The following is a 20,677-nucleotide window of genomic DNA, read 5'->3' as shown; positions in this document are numbered from 1 at the left end:
AAAATCGTAGTTTTACCGAGATTTTTACCGCTTTTTCTCCCTTATTAGGGCTGTTCAAAAATCAGCAGGTTAGGATATCCATATAGTCTTATTGCAGTGGGAGAATTGAGATGGGCTTGTCGCGTCCTCGTAACTTCAAAGTAATGCTCGGGGTAATCGTAGGGGTGGCGTTATTGTGTTCGGCTATGGTGGTCGCTTACGCGGCAACCAGGGATTCGGGAACCCCGAAAGCAACAGCCTCCACCTCAGCTTCGAACACGACCCCTACTAAAACTAAGCCTTCCAAAACCGCTCCCACCACCACTACTCCCCCCACTACTACTTCCAGCCCGACTTCCACCCCCACTCTCACTCGTCCTCCGGTAGATTGCACTAAGGAAAAATGTGTGGCCCTAACTTTTGATGATGGACCAGGCCCCGACACTCCGAAACTCTTGGATACTTTAAAGGCGGAAAATGTTCCCGCTACTTTCCTGCTGGTGGGCAAGTCGGTTGCCACTTACCCGGATACGGTGGCACGCGAGTTCAAAGAGGGGCACTCCCTGGGTGTTCACACCTGGAACCATCCGCAGTTAACGAAGCTTCCTGACGACAAAATAGTCAACGAAATAACCAGCACGGCAGATGCGATCAAGAAAGCTGCCCCGAATGCGCAGATTACCTTTACCCGCCCACCCTATGGAGCTTTTAACCCCCGGGTAATTTCTGTCTTGAAATCCTTGAATCATGCTGCTGTGATCTGGGACGTTGACACCTTGGATTGGAAGCATCGTGATCCGAATGCGGTACTAACTCAGGTACAACAGCAAACTAAACCAGGGTCGATTATTTTGATGCACGATATTCACCCCACCAGCATTCAAGCAGTACCTGCGATCATTAAATATCTACGCTCTCAAGGATTCACGATGGTGACGGTTCCCGAATTATTCGGGGGATCGCTTACTCCCGGCAAGATTTATCTGGATCAAAACATGGTTCGCGGTTAGTCGCGGCCACGGGATTTTTCTTGCAGGCTTACTCAGAGATTCTTTATCTATCCTCGGGATTAATTACTAATTTGTTTAAGCTTTAAGGCTCCGGGGTGGTCACAGTATCTAGTTCCGCATCCGGATGGGCGGCGATCAGATCGTTAAGTGAGGAGGCGGAGGCAATCATCCGTGCCATTCCGTGAGTGCCCACTACCCCCGCTAGCGCAGTTCCTAACCCCATTTCGGAAAGAGCGTCAGCTTTTAGTCCCGGCCAGCCGTGCAACCTCGTTTGCAGATCGGCAGGTATTTGCGCGAGCCCAATTCCGGATGCAAATAATGCCCCCACTAAACCGGCAATAGTGTCAGTTGCTCCTCCTAGTTGTACCGCGAGGGAGGTAGCGCGTCGGAAGGCATCTTGTCCGCTGAGCGGCATCCCGGCATGCTCGATTTTCACGGCCTGTAAAATCCCTGCCACTGCTTGTAAAGCGGTAACTGCATAGGTGTTGTCACGCGGAGGTTTGAAGTAGGTTTCCTCGGCTTGTTGTAACCATTCGTGCCACTGTTCGCGGCGAGCTGTGGGTAGTAGCGCTATTCCCGCCCCCAGGTTGATCCGGTTTACCCAGGTTTCCTCGCCGGGGAGCGGATCGGTAACGGCTCGGCGGATCGCTTCCGCATAGATAACCGCTGCTTCACTGGCTAAGGGATCTACATGGGTTAGTTCGGATACTGCCCGTACTGACTCTGCTGTCCATTGGGGATCTTTTATTCGGGTGAGCCCCAAAATAGCGCAGCGGCTAAGTGCCCCGGCTCCCGAAGTACGCCGGGTACGCAAGTGAAAATATGCAGCGGCCGAACGCATTTTTCGGGCGGGATTCATATTGGAAATGTCATTGCTGGTAGTTTCCAACACCACTCTGGTGGGCGCATCTATTTTACGGGTTCCCCCGTGGTACCAGGCTAAAAAACGAGTAGCGACTGCATCTAAGCCTTCTTCTGTAGTCAAATCGATTCCGGTGACCGCAACTTCTGCTATACAGATCCCCAGCTGGGTGGCTTCCGACCATTCTCCCGGACTTAACCGTCCGTTAGCTCCCTGCATTCGGGGAATTCCTTCTAGAGTGGGAGTTTTAAATTCGTAGCCAACTCCTAAAGCGTTACCGCATGCTTGCCCTACGAGGACGCCGCTTGCCCGATCTGCCATGATGGCGAGGGGGGCTTGTCCGCCGCGCCGAATCAAGTTATGTGCTTGATCGGTGCGTTCTGGATTTTTATCACGCGCTTCAGCCACCCTTTCAACTTTAATGCACCTACTACCAGATAAGCGAGATTCCCCTGGCTAGAACGCGTGGTGGGCGTAATAGCCAGGGGTTGGGCGCGAATAACCTGTTTGTTTCAGACGGCCTGCTCACTTGCGGCGGGCACGATAGGAAACTAGTAGTCCCCCACATCCGAGCGCTATTAGAGCCGCCGACAGCGGAGCAGAGGGACTGGCACCGGTTTCAGAAAGCACAGTCGGTTCCACTGAAGTAGGAGGCAGGGTAGACGGTGGTGGAGTAGATGGCGGCGGAGTAGTGGGAGGCGGAGCCTGGGGTAGGGTATATTGTTCATCCGTTTCGGTTTCCGAACTTCTAAAAGCCTGTGTCCGAGAGTCGCCCTCATAGCTAGTGACAAACACATAGGTATCTTTGCATTCGAAGCGTTCTAGGCTGAGCGGGGTTCCCTCTTTATCTTTGTCGACAATATAGGTTCCGTTCTTAGCCGGTAACTCAATTCTCGCTAGGGGTTCTTTCCCTTGGGCATCTTGGTCTTTAATGGGCTGGGGCAAACAGTAAAGGTCATTGTGCACTACCCGTTCATCGCCCTTCCATTTGCCGCTGCCGGTAAATTCCAAGTGGTCGTCGGGGAATCCGCTCAGTTCTACCTGATCGGTCAATATTTTGCCCTCTTTATCAGTTACTACTTTTGCCTGAGTTTTTACCCCGGGGAAAAACGGCAGTACTTGCGTTTCGTCTTCCTCGAAAAAATTGGGGACATAGTCAGCTTTCAAATAGGTATTCTCCGGCTGCAGATCCCGGTGAGCGGCGGCGACAAAAGTATAGAAACCGGATTTGTCTATCTTAAAGGGATCAGTTTCATTTGAGATAGTAACGCCCTTTTCTGCCTCTTGCTCATTTTGGGGAGTCGCGGGTAACTTCCAGGTTTTTAATGGCTGAGCCTGAGCTGGAATCTGTCCCGGGCCGCGCGCAGAGCTAAAAGGACCGTAAAGCGACAGGTCGATCATGACCGTTTGCCAGCTATCTTTTCCGGTGTTCTTCCCCCATTTTTCTTCGGCTGTCACCAAAATAGTGTCCGTTAACTCGGATCCTTCTTCTAGCGGATTCATTTTCGATTTAGTCTGTGTTTTTACCGCAAAGAATTGCCGAGGATCAGCATTGATGGTGGCGATGGCGCTTAGCTGCGAATTCGGGCCGGCGATCAGCAAATCCTGCCAACGATGGTGTTCCCATACCTCGTAAGTAACTGGCGGCAGTCCTGCCACCTCAACCTGGGCACTGACTTTTCCCGGGCCGGTTATCTCGATCGGGATCTCTTTGACCGTAGCTTCGGAGGAAGTAATTAGGGTTTTAGGCTGGCCTTTACTGGAAAAATGTGCCGGCCCCGATAAGGTGATGCTTTCTTTGAAGCCATTGAGAGGGCGGCCGGCTGCGCTTTGGGGCACTGGCAAGCGCACCGTTCCTTGCTTGGATCCCGGCTTTACTTGTATTTCTGGTTTTCCCATCCGGTAGGGACCGGCATAGGCAGCGGCTTGCTGCAATAGCTGGGCTGCTCTCTGCTTGATTGGGGCGGAGCCATTTTGCTTTGTGGTTAGACGTCCGGACAGAGAGTGAATTGCATAGACTGTGGCTCCCAGTTCCGGGTTTCCTTTAGCGATGGCGCTTCGCAGCTGGCCAGCCAGATATGCCACCCGATATTGTGCCGATGCCGGAAAGATTACGGCAGTCCCCTTGACCTTATCTTTAACTTCGAAAGTAGCTTTGTTGGAGCGATACTCTTTTCCCGCACCGATTACTCTGCGCCCTTCATACGTAATCCATTTGTTTCGCGGCGAGTTGATCTGCCGATCTGTGGCACAGACTGCGATTTTACTATCGTCTGCAGACTTTCGGGCGTTCAACTCCATTTTTGAGTCCCCATAACTCTTCCAGGCTGCCCCAGGTCCAGCGGCTTGGGAAGCACCCTGATCGGTAACTACCATAGCGGAACTGATCATGGCGATGGCGGCGGCGAGCCCGAGGATACCGAGATGTTTTCGTCTTTGGGCTCGTCGTCGACGGCGAGGACTGATTCTCGAGGAAGGATCGGGTATCTGACTATTTCTGGCGGGAGTATTACCGCTATTTTTTACTGTTTCCATACCCATAGATTCCGCTTTGGGAAGGAGGTAAGCCAGATCCAAAAAACATTTTCAGGGTATCGGGAAACCAAATCGCCTTGGGGACAACCCCGCAGCTACTCGCGGAAGCGAAAGTACTATCTTCCCGAGAGTGTTACTTACTTTTTGTAAAACAGCTGGACAAATCACCCATAATATACTTTAATCACAATAGAAACATTTACAACATTCGTAACTTACATAACAAGATGGTCCCAATGGTTAGTAAGAAAAATATTTTTAAAATAGCAGCTGGCATCCTCGCCCTCTCGTTAGCAATACTTTCAGTTCCCCTCTCATCGGCGTTTGGCAAAACTGGTTTCCGGGCGGGAAACATTATTTCTGATGCCAACATGTATCAGAAGATCCCCTCCATGTCAGCGGCAGAAATTCAAAAATTCCTGGAGACCCAAGGCGCAGATTGTCGCGGCAATGGATGCTTGAAAAATATGCGCCTAAATACCCGGTCTTTTAACGCCGACAACTACTGCAAGGGCAGTTACCGGGGAGCAAACAATGAGCCAGTTTCACAGGTTATCTTCAAGATTTCCCAGGCTTGCCAAATCAGCCCGAAGGTTTTACTGGTGACCATTCAAAAAGAACAATCCGGAATTACTCGCAACCTGTCAACTGTTAGCCAAAATAAACTTACCGGCTACGGATGCCCAGACGGCAAGCCCTGCAATGAGCAATACTATGGGGTTCAAAATCAAATCTATCAGGCGGCGCACCAGTTGCAGCGATACCGTCTCAAGCCGGGATACTACAGTTACCGGGGCGGCAAAACCGCCAATATCAAGTTTTCTTACCAAAACGGATGCGGGGCTTCAACAGTCAGATTAGAAAACCAGGCCACAGCATCGCTCTACAATTACACCCCTTACCAGCCGAATCAAGCTTTGCTATCCGGCAAGCCTGACCGGTGTTCTTCTGACGGTAACTACAATTTCTTCAACATTTATCAACGCTGGTTCGGAGACCCAAGAGGCTCAGCTCCTGCAGCCACACCCAATAAGAAAGTCGTGGTTCCTGAGGGCGGATACACCGGCACTTCCAATAACACCAAAGCCCAAGCCGCCAAGGAACAGGTGACTAGCACCCCGGCTACTGGCAGCAACGCTAACGCCACCCAAAAGGTAGGCTTGGCGAGCTTTAGATCCTCCAGCACTGCTACAACTGCTAATCCTCAAGCCACTACCAGCCCCCAGTTGGCTAGCAATTCCAAGCCTGAAAATAGTTCCCAGGCTACGAAGGATGCGGCCGCTCAAAACGCTGCTATAAAGGCCACAGAGCATGAAAAAGCTCAGCAGGAGGCAACGGCGGCAGAGGCAAAGAAAGCGGCAGCCGCTACCCAAAAAGAAAAACCAACCCAACCTAACTCAAAGTCCCCAGCAGCAAAGTCTCAAAACGATACTGTGACCAGGCCACAATCTACTGGCGCCACCCCAAACAAAACAAAGCCAGCGAAGGCGACTACTAAGCCAGCAAACTCCAACAACGATCCGGCTTTGGCTAGTACCGGTACCCTTGGAGGCACAGTAACAATCCTGTCGCTAGTTTTAGTGATAGCAGGCTGGAGGATTCGCAAGAACGTGATTGACAACCGTCCGATCCGCGTCAACTGCTAACGGAGGCCAAAACCTGCGCGACTATTTCTTGGGTCTCCTGCGGCCCGGAAGTCGAGCGGGTTTGTACCCCAGTTCGCACCGCCGGATAATCATTTCCATCCGGGTCGAGACGGTCCCCCACAAATAGCACTTCGGTCGGCTCCAGCGCTGTTTGCGCTAGGAACTTCTCCACCCCATAGGCTTTATCAATCCCGCGCATCGTAATATCCACAGACGTAGATCCTCCCGAAAGCACCGTCAGCTCTGGCAGAAGCTTACCGGCACGGGCAGCAAGCTCCGCCCGCTTAGCCCCACTGGGATCCCAAGCATCTTTTGCTTCCCTGGCTGCCTGTTGCCCGAGGGCGGAATAGGTTAGCTGCGAACCTCGGTTTTCAATTATCTCCCCCGCCGGATTCTCGCACCAATACCCGAGGGAGCGAGCAACTTCCTCGATTACCCTCCGCGCCTTGTGCACCTGTTCTGGCGCCATTTTCAGCACATACTGCGCCCTCCAGTCCCCGTCTGCAAATAGATAATAACGAGTACCGCAAGTGGGCAGCAGATGTAGCTGCTGGGGATAGAAATCATGCTCCGCTAAAGGATCTAAGAGCTGGCGGGAAAACTGCTGGAAGGAACCCCCGCTGATCACCCCGGTAGGTAAAACGCGGGTAAGACGCGCGAAGACGCTCGCCATTTCGGGCAGCATCACCTGTTTCGAGGGTGCCAAAGTGCCATCCAGGTCAAATATCATCGCCTTAATCACGCCCACTCGTTGCCTTTCTTGCGCGGTTCCATAAGTTAACCAAAAAGCCATTGTAGAGCTAAAAACGAGTCGGAACTGCATTTACCTGAGGCAACTTAGTTTAGTAATTTACCCCCGGCCAATCGGAGCCCAGGATCGCTTGTCAGGTATTGCTACGGCAGCAGAGCCAAAAAGATCTAAAAATAGCGTATCTTGAGAATTTAAGCCTCCCATCGACAGCGTGTAATCGTTTTCACAATAGCGATTCTAATCTAATAATTACCGGTTCTACCAGGTATTTTATTGACAACAAAAGCCGCACACCACCAAAATTTCTCATATTTTTTGTCCTGACATTGACGCTCTTCAAAAAAACCTCGTATAGTAAACATGTAAACGTTTCCACGAGGGAGAAAGTTCAAATCGAACTTTTCGAATCGCTAGAACAGAAAGAGAGAAAATAAAAATGGCTACTTTGGTTGCTCCTTCGATTTCATTGTCTTCTACTCGGCTTGAAGAGCCGAAGATGGTTGCCTACATCGCTTTCATCTCCCTGATGGTAGCTGGTGTAGCGATTACTCTGATCGGTGCATTTTCCGCTTACGCGGTCACCGCAATCCTGGGCGGACTCCTAACTGCGGTTAGCGGATTTGGTTTCGCCTGGTCTAATGTTTATTTCCAGCTCAAGGGAGAATAGGTTTTACCTGGCATACGCCTAAAAACCATATGCGCGTCGCCGCCAGCGACGCCTAAAGTCTCGCTGAGCTAGATATAACAGCTGAATAGAATCTCGGAAAGTCTAGACGCTAGCGTACTTAAGACGCTAGGCGTCAAGATGGTCTGGACAGCCTCCTAATAGTTCTTGTCTCGGCAGGCTCTCTCAAGACTGTTACCTTTGCGGGGCGGATGGATTTCCATCCGCCCCGCTTTTCTATTTTCACGCCGAGTTTCGATGCCCTCACTTTTCCCTTAAGCAGATATTTTCAGGCAACATCTCCAGCTGCGGATTTTACAACTACTGCAGCCAACCATCTCAGATCCTCCCTACCCCAGGGAGCAAAGACAAATTAAACAGCTAAATAAAAAAATGGGCAGGTTCTTCTTTTCAAAAGAACCTGCCCACCCAGTTTGCGGCAACTAGCAGATACTTAATCGCCTCAACAGAAGTAACTTGCTTTACAGCGACATATCAACCACTGCGCGACCTTGCACCTTGCCCTGGGAAAGCAGCTTATAGGTGGCGCCGGCTTCTTCTAGCGGAATCCGCTTGGTAACAATCTTCTGGTAATCAATCATTCCCAGATCAGCCATCCGGATTACCTCCGGCAAATCCTGACGGGTACGGGCACCGTACGATCCTAAAATGTGCTGAGAGCGACGGACTAGGCGATTGATCTCTACCTGCGCAGTTTGCACTCCAGCCCCCAGACCGATCGGCACCATGCGGCCTCCATCTTTAAGTACATCCAAGGCAGTGGTCCAGGTTTCCGGACGCCCGAGCGCCTCAAATGCTACATCTACGCCCTTGCCACCGGTAATCTTGAGGATTTCGCCGCGCGCATCCTGAGTGACCGAGTTAATTACGTCGGTGGCACCCAGTTCTTTGGCGCTGGCGAGTTTGTCATCGGAAATATCGATTGCCACGATCTGGCTAGCACCAAAGGCTTTGGCTATCTGGATAATGTTAGAACCCACACCTCCGGTAGCAACTACCGCCACGGATTCACCAAAGTGCAGGTCAGCGCCGCGGCGTACCGCCCCATAGGCGGTCATAGCGGCGCAACCAATAATCGCCGAGGAAACCAAATCCATACTTTCAGGTACCACTGCTACGGAAGTGGAGGGCACTACCGCGTATTCGGCGAGCCCACCCATAGAGTACATGGCGATTTCACTGCCATCTAGATCCGCCAGCCGGGTGGTGCCGTCATAGAGTTTGCCCTGCAAACGGTTGAGGTCGAAGAAAGGTGCACACAGGTCGTCACGTCCAGATGCACAGGCTTCACACTGGCCACAAGGCATCAGGAAGGCTCCGGAAACATACTGGCCAACTTCCAACCCGGTATGCTCATTTCCTTCGCCTAGCTCCACGATTTGTCCAGCAACTTCATGCCCGAGGACGCAGGGCTTAGGGAAGTCGATAGCTCCCCCGATTACGTGTAAGTCAGAATGGCAAAGACCGCAGGCAGCGACTTTGATGAGTACCTCGCCCGCCTTGGGGTGGGGGGTGCGAATCTCATTTACTTCTAGTCCCTTCTCAACATCACGAAGAACTGCGGCCTTCATTGTCTCGGGAATCGTCATATCCTGCTCCTTTGCTAGCTTTAATATCTGAATTTGTTACAGCCTTGACAGGTGCGCCCTAGAAGCTACTCCTGTTGCTCATTTCCAGTATCATACAGATTCACATCTTTGTCCATACATTTTGACAAAAAGTTGTTTTTTTACCTAATGATTTCATTAAAGAGGACACGGACGGGACTATGGACACAAGTAAAAACGCTGCACAAGAAGATTTAACCCAGTTTCGCCATGCGTTGGTATTACAATATAAATGTAACAACAATAGCTCTATTGGTTTGCGCTTATCGGAACTTTCCTGGGTTCCTTAACCGTACCCCTTAGAGGCAACAAACTACAGATACTGACTCTAACTCCCGAGCCCGTCGCGATGGTGCCACGAACACCTCCAGTATCTATCGGATCCTAGAAAGGAAACCATGCTTGACCTCACCCCTGGGCTAATCGCTATCTTGGTCGCCTGTGCTTTAATGTGCGGACTGGCAAAAACAGCTCTTCCGGGACTAGCGTGCATACCGGTCGCCATCCTGGCAGCAGTAATGCCTACCCGCCCCTCCACTGCCCTAATGCTGCTGATGCTGCTGACCGGAGACCTGCTGGCCATCTGGACTTACCGTAAAGATGCTGATTGGAAAGTTCTGCGCGGCCTGTTTCCACCGGTAGCCGTGGGGGTAGCCATCGGCGCAGTTTTTCTGGCAAAAGTATCTAACCAGGTGATGAAAGTTTCTATCGGGATTATTATTTTGACGTTGACTGCCCTCACCCTGGGACTAATCTGGTATGCGCGCCGCACCGGACGTGACCTGGCGACCTCTATGGGCACTTCCCTACCCGCGCGGCTTTTTTACGGTTCTCTATCGGGCTTTACCACTATGGCCGCGAACTCAGGAGGCCCGGTGGTCTCCCTTTACTTCCTGGCCTCCCGTTTTGAAGTCCGCCGCTTCATGGGCACTCAAGCCTGGTTTTTCTTTATCGTCAACCTGCTAAAACTACCTTTTTCCGCCGGTATTGGCTTGATTGATCGGCAAATGCTACTGATCGCCCTATGCCTCGCTCCTCTAGTTCTAGGGGCAGCCCTCCTGGGGCGCTGGTGGATAGGGCGCATCGACAACAAAATCTTCGATCCGATTGTCACTGTCCTAACCATCGTTTCCGCAGTGTTCCTGCTGCTCTAACCGCGAGTGCGCCGCGTAATCCGATCGCGCCAGGAAAGGTTTTCCTCCCGCCCAAGAATTCGGAAAAAGACCTCAGGCATTTTCCGAATTCTTATGCCCACCGCGCCCACTCGGATAAAACCTTTCCCGGCGCCTAAACCTATTTTCTCTCCGCGCAAACACAATTCGGTGGCTTTCGATTACCAGCACACGCAAACGCGGGGGCGAGCTCAGCTCGCCCCCGCGTATCAGGTAACTGACCTACAGATTTTCAGCTGTAGATTTAGCAGTTATTAGCTGTACATGTGCTCCATGTAGGTTTCGATTTCATCCAAAGACCGTCCGGAGGTTTCCGGCATGATCTTGAATAGCACCACTGCAATGATCAGGTTTAGTACCCCGTACATTGCGTAGGTGGGTCCACCGCCCAGAGCGGCAATCATCGGCGGGAAGGTCCAGGTAATGATGGCGTTCATAATCCACATACAGAAGATGGCAGTACCATTCATAATTCCGCGTACATTCGCGGGGAACATCTCACCCAGCATCGTCCAGACTACGGTACCGTTCGAAGACTGCACCACCAGCATGAATAGCGACATCATTAGCAGCACCAAGTACCCGGCCCAGACCGGCACACTGCCGGCTGCGTCATGAGGAGCAATCACAAACTGGAAGATTACAGCAATTCCCAGCAACAGGATACCCACCAGGGTGACGTCCCAGATCAAAATGGTGCGCCGGCGGAACTTGGTAATCAGAATTAAGCCGATTGCCGAGCCTACTACACTCATCACGCCGTTAGCTACTTGTGCGGTAATCGCGGCCGAAGTTCCCATACCGGCAATTCCCAAGACTTTCGGGGCGTAGTACATTACGGTATTTACCCCGGTGGTCTGGTTAACAATCGCCAGGAATATACCAACGAACATTAGTTTACGCAGCCACGGCGTGTTCATTACGTCGCGGAAAGTACCCTTCTTGCCATGTTTTTCATTCTGGCGAGCCTCGACCATCTCGTATAGTTCCTCGGTAAGATCCCCATCTTTCTTGGGGTCACGTACCCGCTTCAAGGATCCAATAGCGGCGTAGACTTCCTGCTGCAGTACATGCCAACGCGAAGACTCCGGCATCAGGTGCATCCCTAGCCACAGAGCAACGGCAGGCACAGAACACAACACAATCATCCAACGCCAGGCAGAGCCGTTACCGGCGGAAACCGCCATATTCGAGATGAATTCGTGGATTGCTTGGGCATCAGAGCTACCCAGGTGCTTAGAAACGATCTGGTTTAAGGCATCCCAGGAGTATTCTCCAGCCTTCACTACCCCAGCAGGATCCGATTTGACGGTAATCTGCGGGCCGCCGTGAGCAGAGTTAATGATGGCATTCATCGAGAAGGCTAACAACTGGCCGACCACAATCATCAGCTGGTCAACAGCCACGATGGTACCGCGGATACGCTTAGGCGCAGTTTCCGCCAGGAATACCGGCACGGTTGCCGAGGCGCCACCTACGGCTAGCCCCAGGATCAGGCGGAACGGATACATTACCCAAATATTGGGGGCGAAAGTATTTCCGAGGGCGCCGATCAGGAACAGAATCGCCAGCATGATGATGTTGTGCCGGCGTCCATAACGGTCGGAGAGCCGTCCTCCAAATAGCGCTCCGAAGGCTGCGCCAAGGGTAAGAATACCGCCAATCGCACCCTCTTGAGCCGGGGTAATCCCCATGCCGCCTGCACCATGTGGCATATACATATAGGGCAAGGCTCCGGAGATAACCCCGGTGTCATACCCGAATAGCAGGGAGCCTAGCGTAGCCACTGCTGCCACGGCGATAACTCCCCGGTGTTTACCGGAGGATGGCGTTTCTTGCACCATTTCGCGCAGTTCATCTTTACTCAACTCATTAAGAGGAGTTTTTTTCTTATTAATTTCCATTGCTAGAACTTTCTATATTGAAGAGATAGGTTATTTGTCGTAAGTGGTGATGCCGCTTACTTTAGGGACATCGTGCCATTTACCGTCTGCGGCGGAGGCCACGGTTGCCTGGTCGATCTCGGCTGCAGACCAACCATCAGCCACTGACGGCGCCACCTGCTCACCGGTTAAAACACCCGACAAGAATTGGAAACACTCGACCGCTTTCATATCGTCAAAGCCCATCGAAGTACCCGCTCCCGGCTGGAAACGCGAGAAATGCGGATAGTGAGGATTAGCCATCGAACGCACATACCCGTGAATAACCCCATTATCCTGACCAATACAAGCCTGCAGATCATTGAGGTATTCAAAGTTCCAACGCACCGAACCCTCGGTACCATAAACTTCCACAATATACTCAGCGCGCGGCCCCACGCTGACGCGAGAAGACTCCATAGTCCCCACCACGCCGGAATCAAAACGCACCATCATGGCCACATAGTCCTCGTTCCCGACTTCCTTCTTTTCATCAGAAACTTCCCAACCAGTATGACCCACACCAGTCTTAGTAGGAATAGGACGCTCTTTAATAAACGTGTCAGTAAGCGCCGACACCTGACTAATCCGATCACGCAACACATACTGCACCAGGTCAGCCCCATGACTCATGAGGTCACCAACCACACCAGCACCTGCCTTATCCCGGTCATAACGCCAGGTATAAGGCCCATCAGGACTAGCAGCATAATCAGCGATTAACCAACAACGAACGTTGGTAATCCGCCCTAGCTTCCCCTGCGCAATCAGTTCCCGCGCCTGCTCAACTGCCGGGGTATGACGATAGTTAAAACCAACCGCCGTGTTAACCCCTGCCTTCGCCGCAGCCTCAGCAATCTCCCGAGACTCGGCAGCACTTACCCCCATTGGCTTTTCAATCCAGAAAGGCTTACCAGCTTCCGCCGCCGCCACCGCGATCTCACGATGCAAAAAGTTCGGTGAACAAATAGACACCACATCCACTTCCGGATCAGTCAACACTTCCCGGTAATCGGAAACGGCTTTCTCAAAACCCAAAGCTTTAGTTGCGAGCTCTTGGGTTTGCGCGATCGGATCACAAGCAACCACCAAACGAACCTGGGCTCCCAACTCCGGGAAACGCTCAGCCATGGCCTTATAGGAACGCGTATGCAAGCGCCCCATCCAGCCCAGGGATATCACCCCTACGCCAATCTTCTTCTTATCGGACATATAAACTCCTTACCCAGCCACCATCGGCTGTCATCCATTCAGCGCGTCGGAGCCTCCCTGCTCTATTACGCACGCCATTCAATGTAACCGAAATATTTCGCTTTGTCCAGCATTTGACTTAACATTGTTACATTTAATGGTGAGACGCGTATATAAGAAGAAAAACAAAGAGGCGCGGGGAGAGTTTACCCGGGCATTTACCCGATTAAACTCTCCCCGCGCCTTACAGCTATCAGGAACCCGGCGAAAAATCTTGCCAAATCTTAGGCCTTAGCGATCCCTTTAAAAAGCTATCGAAAACCTACTTGGCTTTCTCAATGATTTCGCTAACCCGCCAACGCTTGGTCTTGGACAGGGGACGAGTCTCCATAATCCGTACCAAGTCGCCGGTGCCGCATGAGTTGTTCTCGTCATGCACCTTGTAGCGTTTGCGACGGTTAATCACCTTGCCGTACAAGCGGTGCTTAACGCGATCTTCTACCTGCACAACAACCGTCTTGTCCATTTTGTCGGACACCACGTATCCTTGCAGCACCTTGCGGTGATTGCGCTCTACCGTGCCGGTCTTCTCTGTTTCTTCGCTCATGAATCCTACTCCTCAGCCTGCGGAGCGGTACGAATACCGAGCTCCCGCTCTCTAGCAATGGTGTAAATGCGGGCAATATCGCGACGCAGCTGCCCGATCTGTCCCCGATCCTCACCAGCACCGGTGGCCAGTTGGAAACGTAGATTGAACAGTTCGGTCTTGGCTTCGTCTAGCTTTTGGGAAAGCTGTTCTTCGTCCAGCAAATCCAAATCAGACATTTTAAGGCCCTTTGCCATTACTGATCACCGCCTTCACGACTAATGAACCGGGTCTTAATCGGCAGCTTATGCTGCGCGCGGCTCATAGCTTCCCGAGCGATGTCTTCAGACACGCCCGCCAATTCGAACAGTACGCGACCAGGTTTGACCGGAGCCACCCACCATTCAGGAGAGCCTTTACCAGAACCCATACGAGTTTCGGCCGGCTTCTTGGTCAGCGGACGGTCGGGGAAAATGTTGATCCACACTTTACCGCCGCGCTTAATGTAGCGTGTCATCGCGATACGAGCGGCCTCAATCTGCCGGTTGGTGATATAGGCGTGATCGAGAGCCTGAATGCCGTATTCGCCGAACGCCAGTTCGGTACCGCGCTTAGCCATGCCCTTACGGTTGGGGCGATGCTGTTTGCGCCATTTAGTCCTACGAGGAATTAACACGTTACTCCTCCGTTCCGTTTTCTTGCGGCTTCTCGGCGTCGGCTACCGGCTTTTCAGCAGGAGCCTCAGCTGCGGGTGCCTCTTTTTCCGAGGACGCAGCCTCGGCGTTTTCCGCCGGAGCCTGGGCAGCGGCCTCTTGCCGGCCCTCGCCCCGTCCGCGACGTCCGCCGCGTCCGCCATCCCGACCTGCGCGGCCACGACGTCCGCTGCCGCGTCCGCCGCGTCCACCGGATTCCGCCTGTTTCCGGGCGAATTCGGTTTCGGTGAGATCGCCTTTATAAATCCACACTTTCACGCCGATGCGTCCGAAAGTGGTGTGAGCTTCATAGAAGCCGTAATCGATCAGGGCGCGCAGCGTATGTAACGGCACCCGACCTTCGCGGTAAAACTCTGAACGTGACATTTCTGCCCCGCCCAGACGGCCAGAGCACTGCACCCGGATCCCGAGGGCTCCCCCGCGCAGCGCTGACTGCATACCTTTACGCATTGCGCGCCTAAACGATACGCGTGCCGCGAGCTGTTCCGCGATTCCTTGCGCCACTAGCTGCGCATCGATCTCGGGATTCTTAACCTCGAGGATGTTCAGCTGCACCTGCTTACCGGTGAGCTTCTCCAAATCGCCACGCAGGCGATCTGCCTCAGCGCCACGCCGGCCAATAACGATACCGGGGCGAGCGGTATGCAAATCAACCCGTACCCGATCGCGGGTACGTTCAATATCGATCTGCGAAATCCCGGCGCGCTCCAGGCTCTTTTCCATGACCTTACGAATGCGCACATCTTCATCTACGAAATCACTGTAACGCTGTCCCGGCTTAGTGGAGTCCGAGAACCAGCGGGAACGGTGATCGGTGGTAATACCTAGCCGAAAACCGGTAGGGCTAACCTTTTGTCCCATTAGTCGTTCTCCTCTTCCTGTTTGCCGTCAGAAACCTCGATCGTAATGTGGCTGGTCCGTTTAAGGATTCGCCCAGCACGCCCTTGCGCGCGCGGACGGAATCGCTTCATCGTGGGACCTTCATCTACGTATGCCCGCGAAACCTTCAGTTCCGCAAACGTTTCTTTGTCGCCAGACCGATCTGCTTTAGCGGCGGCGTTGTACATTGCGCTGCGAAGCACCTTGCGAACATCAGTTGCGACCGCTTGCGGAGCGAAACGCAGGATGTCGTAGGCCTCGAGGGCGTTCTTGCCGCGAATCATGTTCACGACGCGACGCGACTTCTGCGGCGTAGAGCGCACGAAACGCGCTTTCGCCATGCCTTCCATCTTTGCCTTCTTTCTCTTCCGGCGCGCCTAGCGGCGGCGTGCCTTTCGGTCGTCCTTGTCATGTCCGCGGAAGGTACGAGTAGGAGCAAATTCGCCCAACTTGTGACCAACCATGTTTTCGGTGATGTACACCGGAACGTGTTTGCGTCCGTCGTGTACCGCGATAGTGTGCCCAATAAAATCGGGGGTAATCATAGAGCGGCGTGACCAGGTCTTGATAACCGACTTTTTATTGGCGTCATTCAGAGCGTCGACTTTTTTCATCAAATGGTCGTCGACGAAAGGACCCTTCTTTAGGCTACGTGCCATGATTTATCTCCTACCTAACGCTTCTTGCCGGTCCGCCGACGACGCACAATCAGGCGATCGCTGGCTTTATTCGGACGGCGGGTACGACCCTCGGGCTTACCCCAGGGGCTAACCGGGTGACGACCACCGGAAGTACGGCCTTCGCCGCCACCGTGCGGGTGATCAACCGGGTTCATTACCACACCACGTACCTTGGGACGATTGCCCTTCCAGCGCATCCGTCCGGCTTTACCCCAGTTGATATTGCCGTGGTCAGAGTTACCAACCTCGCCGATGGTGGCGCGACAAGCAGCCTCTACGTTACGGATTTCCCCGGAAGGCATCCGTAGCTGGGCATATTTGCCTTCTTTCGCCACTAGCTGCACGGAAACTCCCGCGCTGCGAGCGATCTTCGCTCCCCCGCCAGGACGCATTTCCACTGCGTGAATAACGGTACCCAACGGAATGTTGGTTAGGGGCAAACAATTGCCAGGCTTAATATCAGCAGCCGGCCCCTGTTCTATCCGATCGCCCTGATGCAACTTATTGGGGGCAATGATGTAACGCTTGTCGCCATCTGCATAGTGCAGAAGGGCGATATTGGCGCTGCGGTTCGGATCATATTCGATGTGGGCAACCTTTGCGGGCACCCCATCTTTGTCGTGACGACGGAAATCGATCACGCGGTAACGGCGCTTATGTCCCCCGCCACGCCGGCGGGAAGTGATACGGCCGTCATTGTTACGTCCACCGGTTTTGTGGATAGGACGCAGCAGAGACTTCTCCGGGTGGTCGCGGGTGATTTCCGCGAAATCGGAAACCGACGCGAAGCGACGCCCGGGAGTAGTCGGCTTGTATTTACGAATACCCATTACTTGTTCACCCCTTACGCAGACGCTTCGTTGAAGATATCGATTGTGCCTTCAGCGAGAGTAATAATGGCGCGTTTGCCATCCTTCCGCTTGCCATATCCGGTGCGAGTACGTACCCGCTTACCTTTGCGCGCAATCGTATTTACGGTCTTTACTTTCACATCGAAGATTTTTTCGATGGCAATCCGAATCTCGGTCTTATTGGCTTTGGGGTCTACCTCGAAAGTGTATTTACCCTGATCCATTAGGCCATAGGCTTTTTCCGAGACGATCGGGCGGTAAATAATATCCCGCGGGTTCTTAGTAACCTCGAGTGCCATTGCTTTACGCCTCCTGTCCGGTCTTGTCGGAGATGAACTGGCGAATCGCGGCCTCAGTGAAGATAACGTCCTCGTTGTTGAGTACGTCATAGGTGTTGAGTTGGTCAACCATGAGCAGATGTACCTGCGGCAGGTTACGCACTGACAATACCTGTTCTTCTTCCGAGCGGCTCAGCACTACCAAAACGTAACGCTGATCTACCAGGGATTCGATGTGTTCGCGACCCGCTTTGGTGGACGGGGTATCCCCGGCTACCAACTGAGACACGAGATGCATACGATCCTTACGTACCCGATCAGACAGGGCGCAAGCCAGTGCGGCCGCCTTCATCTTCTTGGGGGTGCGCTGGGAGTAATCACGCGGTTGTGGGCCGTGGGCTACTCCGCCACCACGCCACTGCGGCGCGCGGATGGAGCCTTGTCGAGCCCGGCCGGTGCCTTTCTGACGCCACGGCTTCTTGCCGCCACCGCGCACCCGCCCACGCGTCTTCGTGGAGTGAGTACCCTGACGAGCCGCCGCTAGCTGTGCGTTAACTACCTGGTGCATTAAAGCGATATTGGGATCCCGATCAAAAATGCTGGCGGGCAGATCAACGCTGCCAACTTGCTTACCAGCGGGATCAGTTACGTTTAGCGAAAGATTAGTCATAGTTACGCACCTTTCACTGCACTACGAATCAGGACAATGCCGCCCTTGGGTCCGGGAATAGCACCGGTAACCAAGACAATGCCTTTTTCGGCATCGACTGCCTGAACTTTAAGATTTTGGATGGTTCGGCGATCTCCACCCATGCGTCCGGCCATACGTAAGCCTTTGAATACGCGTCCGGGGGTGGCGCAAGCGCCGATAGAACCAGGTTTACGGTGGTTACGGTGAGCACCATGGGAGGCGGAAACGCCGGCAAAGCCGTGTCGTTTCATAACCCCGGCGAAGCCTTTACCTTTGGTCTTTCCGGTAACATCCACTTTCTGGCCGACTTCAAAAATATCGGCAGCCAGTTCCTGGCCAAGAGTGAATTCGTCATCTCCGCCGGTGCGCACCTCTACCAGGTGGCGACGGGGGGTGACGCCTGCTTTATTGAAATGGCCGGCAAGAGGCTTGGTGACTTTGCGCTGGTCAATCTGGCCGAAACCGATTTGAATGGCGGTGTAGCCATCGGTTTCTTGGTCGCGAACCTGCGTCACCACGTTCTTGTCGACCTGCACGACGGTGATGGGAACGACTTTTCCGTCCTCGTCCCAAACCTGCGTCATGCCTAGCTTGCGGCCGAGAAGTGCCCGAGTGGGTACTGCGGCAGCCGGCTGGGTCTGCGTGGTCATAATTATTTTCCTTAGAGTTTGATCTCGATGTTTACGTCAGCGGGCAAATCGAGACGCATTAGCGAATCGACTGCCTTAGGCGTCGGGTCGACAATATCGATGAGCCGTTTGTGCGTACGCATTTCAAACTGCTCGCGACTGTCCTTGTACTTGTGTGGCGACCGAATCACGGTGAACGTGTTCTTTTCGGTCGGCAAAGGTACTGGGCCTACCACTGTGGCGCCCGCGCGCTGGACCGTTTCCACGATCTTCTTCGCGGACGAGTCAATGACCTGGTGGTCATATGACTTCAGCCGGATGCGGATTTTCTGTCCCGCCATTCCGTCTACCTCTTCTTCTTCCGTAGATGTTTCCCCGGTGTTTATCCCGGGCCTGCCAGGGGATTTCCTCCCTTGCTTGCGCTAAGCCCGCCGGGGCGAACTTAGCCGGTTGCAAGCGCAAAAAACCCTAAAAAGTTTAGGGAGGTGATCTGCGTGATCCCTGGCGAACTGTTTCACCAGGCACGAATCGATTCCTGCGTTCTTGCTGCCGGGCGCTAGGAGAGCGGGTACGCACTGCGCACCTTTCAACTAGAGCCAGTAAACAACTCTAACGCGCCGCCTAGAACCCTTTCAAGCTGCACTCATGTGAATGACCCCACGTCCCCGCATCCGGGCGTGTCGCGGCACTTATTTTTGCCACGCAAGGGTTGTTTTTCCTAACCTCCTGCGCGGAAACTAGGTTTTTCCTCCCGCCCAAAAACTCTAAAAATGCTCTACTCATTTTCAGAGTTTTACGCCCGCCTAGCCTGATCGGATAAAACCTAGTTCCCGCGCGGCCTGCCAAGAAATACTCTTACGCAGGCACCATACTTGAGCGGGAAAAATCTATCCGAGTGGGCACGGTGAAATTGTCTGCCGCAATCAGGGAGCGCCGCGCTCGACCTTTCTTGCTCTCATTCACAGCGACCTGTCGGAATTTCCGACAGGTCGCTGCCACCTCCAACTCGTCCTCGGAATAAATATCGCCATTTTCCCCTCCCCCGCGTTTCCCGTGGCGAAAATTTCCGCGCATAAACGCCGCTTTGAAGTAACAGGATTTAACAGATGCTGGGCATCAACTCCTGCTGTGGGGGTTAGCGATAAACTTCGCGCCGATGTCTTATGAAGAGTGCAAGAATAACAAAGCGGTCATCTTTGATTTCGACTATAAGCCGATAATCCCCAATCCGATAGCGCCATAATCCAGCTAAATTTCCCGTTAAAGCTTTTCCGAGGGCGCGTGGGTTTTCGGTACCGGAAATATGCTTAGTGATCCATCCCTTTATGATGCGTTGTGTGTAACGGTCAAGCTTTTTAAAGTCTTTATCAAAGCGTTTCGATGTTTGCAGGATCCATCTCATAGACCGCACTCTTCCCATAGTTCTTCAATGGGACGTGATTTGCGGCCATCGCGCTCGTATTCTTCAAGAGCTTCGCGCGCTATTTGTAAATCGTATTCATCTTCAAGCCGCTCAAAGAACGCCTGTTTAAAGGCATCGCCAAGAGAGATTGAATGAATGCGCGCATAGCTGGAGGCTAGACGTTGTTCTTCGTCAGTCAAACTAATAGATATCGGCATAATACAATCTCCCCTTTCCTTTACTTCATAGTATTCCGGTTATGGGCAAACACCTCAAGGGTGTCGGCTTTTTTCCAATGACATAGTGCCGTAACCGGGTTGACATCGTGGCGGTAGGGGTATTATCTCGCGCAAAAGTGGAGATAATCCCCACCTGACATTGGGGCTGCCGCTGTAAAAGCGCTCGGGGACCCCAGTGAGCCTTGCTTCGCTCGGATCTAGCCCCCTCTCGCATTTTTACCTGGTCACCCCATTTACAGCCGCAGCACTTACGGGTGCAGAACACCGTACCGCATGCGGGGGGAGGCTTTATCCGAGTAGGTGCGGTGGGCATAAGAATTTGGGAAACGTCGCTACGTTTCTCAAATTCTGGGTTAATACCTGAATTGT

The 20,677-nt window shown here is 53.0% G+C and carries 24 protein-coding genes; 4 read left to right on the top strand and 20 right to left on the bottom strand.

The annotated features are described in order from the left end of the window. Window positions 1–116 precede the first annotated feature (116 nt). Entirely contained in the window at window positions 117–989 is an 873-nt protein-coding gene (locus tag ACZ5BI_RS01530; RefSeq protein ID WP_412585300.1) for a polysaccharide deacetylase family protein, read from the top strand. An 82-nt stretch (window positions 990–1,071) separates the two neighbouring features. Here ACZ5BI_RS01530 and ACZ5BI_RS01525 read toward each other — a convergent pair whose 3' ends face one another. Both ACZ5BI_RS01525 and ACZ5BI_RS01520 read right to left on the bottom strand, forming a co-directional pair. Beyond that, a complete protein-coding gene (locus ACZ5BI_RS01525) occupies window positions 1,072–2,259 on the bottom strand; it encodes an ADP-ribosylglycohydrolase family protein (RefSeq protein WP_278610665.1) in 1,188 nt (395 codons plus the stop codon). A 117-nt stretch (window positions 2,260–2,376) separates the two neighbouring features. Continuing rightward, complete coding sequence (locus tag ACZ5BI_RS01520) at window positions 2,377–4,386, bottom strand: hypothetical protein (RefSeq protein WP_464896468.1); 2,010 nt, start codon at window positions 4,384–4,386, stop codon at window positions 2,377–2,379. 236 nt (window positions 4,387–4,622) lie between these two features. Here ACZ5BI_RS01520 and ACZ5BI_RS01515 point away from each other — a divergent pair, with 236 nt between their 5' ends. Then, a complete protein-coding gene (locus ACZ5BI_RS01515; protein WP_464896467.1) occupies window positions 4,623–6,032 on the top strand; it encodes a hypothetical protein in 1,410 nt (469 codons plus the stop codon). Here the strand turns inward: ACZ5BI_RS01515 and ACZ5BI_RS01510 are convergent. Continuing rightward, window positions 6,022–6,825 (bottom strand): HAD-IIB family hydrolase, encoded by an 804-nt coding sequence (locus ACZ5BI_RS01510; RefSeq protein WP_238127487.1) that lies wholly within the window; start codon window positions 6,823–6,825, stop codon window positions 6,022–6,024. The genes ACZ5BI_RS01515 and ACZ5BI_RS01510 overlap by 11 nt on opposite strands. 394 nt (window positions 6,826–7,219) lie before the next feature. Between ACZ5BI_RS01510 and ACZ5BI_RS01505 the strand changes: the two genes are divergently transcribed. Beyond that, the gene (locus ACZ5BI_RS01505) at window positions 7,220–7,450 is read left to right on the top strand and encodes a hypothetical protein (protein ID WP_024059439.1); all 231 of its coding nucleotides are present in this window, start codon (window positions 7,220–7,222) and stop codon (window positions 7,448–7,450) included. Between the two features lie 479 nt (window positions 7,451–7,929). Here ACZ5BI_RS01505 and ACZ5BI_RS01500 read toward each other — a convergent pair whose 3' ends face one another. Next, window positions 7,930–9,057 (bottom strand): zinc-binding dehydrogenase, encoded by a 1,128-nt coding sequence (locus ACZ5BI_RS01500; protein ID WP_278610657.1) that lies wholly within the window; start codon window positions 9,055–9,057, stop codon window positions 7,930–7,932. A gap of 416 nt (window positions 9,058–9,473) precedes the next feature. Here ACZ5BI_RS01500 and ACZ5BI_RS01495 point away from each other — a divergent pair, with 416 nt between their 5' ends. Continuing rightward, entirely contained in the window at window positions 9,474–10,229 is a 756-nt protein-coding gene (locus ACZ5BI_RS01495; RefSeq protein WP_464896466.1) for a sulfite exporter TauE/SafE family protein, read from the top strand. Between the two features lie 272 nt (window positions 10,230–10,501). On the opposite strand, the gene ACZ5BI_RS01490 is transcribed toward ACZ5BI_RS01495, so the two are convergent. The 16 genes from ACZ5BI_RS01490 to relB form a co-directional block, all read right to left on the bottom strand. Next, a complete protein-coding gene (locus tag ACZ5BI_RS01490) occupies window positions 10,502–12,151 on the bottom strand; it encodes an MFS transporter (protein ID WP_464896465.1) in 1,650 nt (549 codons plus the stop codon). Between the two features lie 30 nt (window positions 12,152–12,181). Continuing rightward, entirely contained in the window at window positions 12,182–13,381 is a 1,200-nt protein-coding gene (locus tag ACZ5BI_RS01485) for a Gfo/Idh/MocA family protein (RefSeq protein ID WP_464896464.1), read from the bottom strand. 301 nt (window positions 13,382–13,682) lie between these two features. Beyond that, window positions 13,683–13,967: a 30S ribosomal protein S17 gene (gene rpsQ / locus ACZ5BI_RS01480; protein WP_278610651.1), complete on the bottom strand. Its 285-nt coding sequence runs from the start codon at window positions 13,965–13,967 to the stop codon at window positions 13,683–13,685. A 5-nt stretch (window positions 13,968–13,972) separates the two neighbouring features. Next, the gene (gene rpmC / locus ACZ5BI_RS01475) at window positions 13,973–14,203 is read right to left on the bottom strand and encodes a 50S ribosomal protein L29 (RefSeq protein WP_022864270.1); all 231 of its coding nucleotides are present in this window, start codon (window positions 14,201–14,203) and stop codon (window positions 13,973–13,975) included. Further along, window positions 14,203–14,622, bottom strand: a complete 420-nt coding sequence (rplP, locus tag ACZ5BI_RS01470; protein WP_024059446.1) for a 50S ribosomal protein L16 — start codon at window positions 14,620–14,622, stop codon at window positions 14,203–14,205. The genes rpmC and rplP overlap by 1 nt, the downstream gene beginning before the upstream one ends. Before the next feature lies 1 nt (window position 14,623). Continuing rightward, complete coding sequence (rpsC, locus tag ACZ5BI_RS01465; RefSeq protein WP_278610649.1) at window positions 14,624–15,520, bottom strand: 30S ribosomal protein S3; 897 nt, start codon at window positions 15,518–15,520, stop codon at window positions 14,624–14,626. Continuing rightward, window positions 15,520–15,888 carry a 50S ribosomal protein L22 gene (rplV, locus tag ACZ5BI_RS01460; protein WP_022864273.1) on the bottom strand — a complete coding sequence of 123 codons (369 nt, stop codon included), beginning with the start codon at window positions 15,886–15,888 and terminating at the stop codon, window positions 15,520–15,522. Before rplV ends, rpsC begins: the two co-directional genes overlap by 1 nt. A gap of 27 nt (window positions 15,889–15,915) precedes the next feature. Beyond that, the gene (rpsS, locus tag ACZ5BI_RS01455; protein WP_024059448.1) at window positions 15,916–16,197 is read right to left on the bottom strand and encodes a 30S ribosomal protein S19; all 282 of its coding nucleotides are present in this window, start codon (window positions 16,195–16,197) and stop codon (window positions 15,916–15,918) included. 14 nt (window positions 16,198–16,211) lie between these two features. Continuing rightward, the gene (gene rplB, locus ACZ5BI_RS01450; protein WP_024059449.1) at window positions 16,212–17,048 is read right to left on the bottom strand and encodes a 50S ribosomal protein L2; all 837 of its coding nucleotides are present in this window, start codon (window positions 17,046–17,048) and stop codon (window positions 16,212–16,214) included. A 14-nt stretch (window positions 17,049–17,062) separates the two neighbouring features. Then, entirely contained in the window at window positions 17,063–17,368 is a 306-nt protein-coding gene (gene rplW, locus ACZ5BI_RS01445) for a 50S ribosomal protein L23 (protein ID WP_024059450.1), read from the bottom strand. Between the two features lie 4 nt (window positions 17,369–17,372). Beyond that, window positions 17,373–18,017, bottom strand: a complete 645-nt coding sequence (gene rplD / locus ACZ5BI_RS01440) for a 50S ribosomal protein L4 (RefSeq protein ID WP_024059451.1) — start codon at window positions 18,015–18,017, stop codon at window positions 17,373–17,375. Window positions 18,018–18,019: 2 nt separating this feature from the next. Next, on the bottom strand, window positions 18,020–18,688 hold the full coding sequence (gene rplC, locus ACZ5BI_RS01435) for a 50S ribosomal protein L3 (protein ID WP_278606100.1): 669 nt from the start codon (window positions 18,686–18,688) through the stop codon (window positions 18,020–18,022). A gap of 11 nt (window positions 18,689–18,699) precedes the next feature. Then, window positions 18,700–19,008, bottom strand: a complete 309-nt coding sequence (gene rpsJ / locus ACZ5BI_RS01430; RefSeq protein ID WP_022864279.1) for a 30S ribosomal protein S10 — start codon at window positions 19,006–19,008, stop codon at window positions 18,700–18,702. A 514-nt stretch (window positions 19,009–19,522) separates the two neighbouring features. Then, entirely contained in the window at window positions 19,523–19,741 is a 219-nt protein-coding gene (locus ACZ5BI_RS01425; RefSeq protein ID WP_278609057.1) for a hypothetical protein, read from the bottom strand. A 61-nt stretch (window positions 19,742–19,802) separates the two neighbouring features. Further along, a complete protein-coding gene (locus ACZ5BI_RS01420; RefSeq protein ID WP_278606102.1) occupies window positions 19,803–20,069 on the bottom strand; it encodes a type II toxin-antitoxin system RelE family toxin in 267 nt (88 codons plus the stop codon). Further along, a complete protein-coding gene (gene relB / locus ACZ5BI_RS01415; protein ID WP_024059454.1) occupies window positions 20,066–20,287 on the bottom strand; it encodes a type II toxin-antitoxin system RelB family antitoxin in 222 nt (73 codons plus the stop codon). The genes ACZ5BI_RS01420 and relB overlap by 4 nt, the downstream gene beginning before the upstream one ends. Between the last annotated feature and the right edge of the window lie 390 nt (window positions 20,288–20,677).

It is taken from the genome of Varibaculum sp. GTC20041, from assembly GCF_055387755.1.
This window is presented reverse-complemented; position numbering and strand designations above follow the sequence as displayed.

Bases quoted from the DNA above. Each gene is read 5' to 3' on its own strand.
- rpmC (WP_022864270.1), bottom strand. From the start codon at position 14,203: ATGGCAAAGGGCCTTAAAATGTCTGATTTGGATTTGCTGGACGAAGAA.
- ACZ5BI_RS01425 (WP_278609057.1), bottom strand. From the start codon at position 19,741: ATGCGCGGAAATTTTCGCCACGGGAAACGCGGGGGAGGGGAAAATGGC.
- ACZ5BI_RS01485 (WP_464896464.1), bottom strand. From the start codon at position 13,381: ATGTCCGATAAGAAGAAGATTGGCGTAGGGGTGATATCCCTGGGCTGG.
- rplB (WP_024059449.1), bottom strand. From the start codon at position 17,048: ATGGGTATTCGTAAATACAAGCCGACTACTCCCGGGCGTCGCTTCGCG.
- relB (WP_024059454.1), bottom strand. From the start codon at position 20,287: ATGCCGATATCTATTAGTTTGACTGACGAAGAACAACGTCTAGCCTCC.
- rpsC (WP_278610649.1), bottom strand. From the start codon at position 15,520: ATGGGACAAAAGGTTAGCCCTACCGGTTTTCGGCTAGGTATTACCACC.
- ACZ5BI_RS01500 (WP_278610657.1), bottom strand. From the start codon at position 9,057: ATGACGATTCCCGAGACAATGAAGGCCGCAGTTCTTCGTGATGTTGAG.
- rplW (WP_024059450.1), bottom strand. From the start codon at position 17,368: ATGGCACTCGAGGTTACTAAGAACCCGCGGGATATTATTTACCGCCCG.
- rplC (WP_278606100.1), bottom strand. From the start codon at position 18,688: ATGACCACGCAGACCCAGCCGGCTGCCGCAGTACCCACTCGGGCACTT.
- rpsJ (WP_022864279.1), bottom strand. From the start codon at position 19,008: ATGGCGGGACAGAAAATCCGCATCCGGCTGAAGTCATATGACCACCAG.
- rplV (WP_022864273.1), bottom strand. From the start codon at position 15,888: ATGGAAGGCATGGCGAAAGCGCGTTTCGTGCGCTCTACGCCGCAGAAG.
- ACZ5BI_RS01505 (WP_024059439.1), top strand. From the start codon at position 7,220: ATGGCTACTTTGGTTGCTCCTTCGATTTCATTGTCTTCTACTCGGCTT.
- ACZ5BI_RS01510 (WP_238127487.1), bottom strand. From the start codon at position 6,825: ATGGCTTTTTGGTTAACTTATGGAACCGCGCAAGAAAGGCAACGAGTG.
- rplD (WP_024059451.1), bottom strand. From the start codon at position 18,017: ATGACTAATCTTTCGCTAAACGTAACTGATCCCGCTGGTAAGCAAGTT.
- ACZ5BI_RS01420 (WP_278606102.1), bottom strand. From the start codon at position 20,069: ATGAGATGGATCCTGCAAACATCGAAACGCTTTGATAAAGACTTTAAA.
- ACZ5BI_RS01520 (WP_464896468.1), bottom strand. From the start codon at position 4,386: ATGGAAACAGTAAAAAATAGCGGTAATACTCCCGCCAGAAATAGTCAG.
- ACZ5BI_RS01515 (WP_464896467.1), top strand. From the start codon at position 4,623: ATGGTTAGTAAGAAAAATATTTTTAAAATAGCAGCTGGCATCCTCGCC.
- ACZ5BI_RS01495 (WP_464896466.1), top strand. From the start codon at position 9,474: ATGCTTGACCTCACCCCTGGGCTAATCGCTATCTTGGTCGCCTGTGCT.
- rpsQ (WP_278610651.1), bottom strand. From the start codon at position 13,967: ATGAGCGAAGAAACAGAGAAGACCGGCACGGTAGAGCGCAATCACCGC.
- rpsS (WP_024059448.1), bottom strand. From the start codon at position 16,197: ATGGCACGTAGCCTAAAGAAGGGTCCTTTCGTCGACGACCATTTGATG.
- ACZ5BI_RS01490 (WP_464896465.1), bottom strand. From the start codon at position 12,151: ATGGAAATTAATAAGAAAAAAACTCCTCTTAATGAGTTGAGTAAAGAT.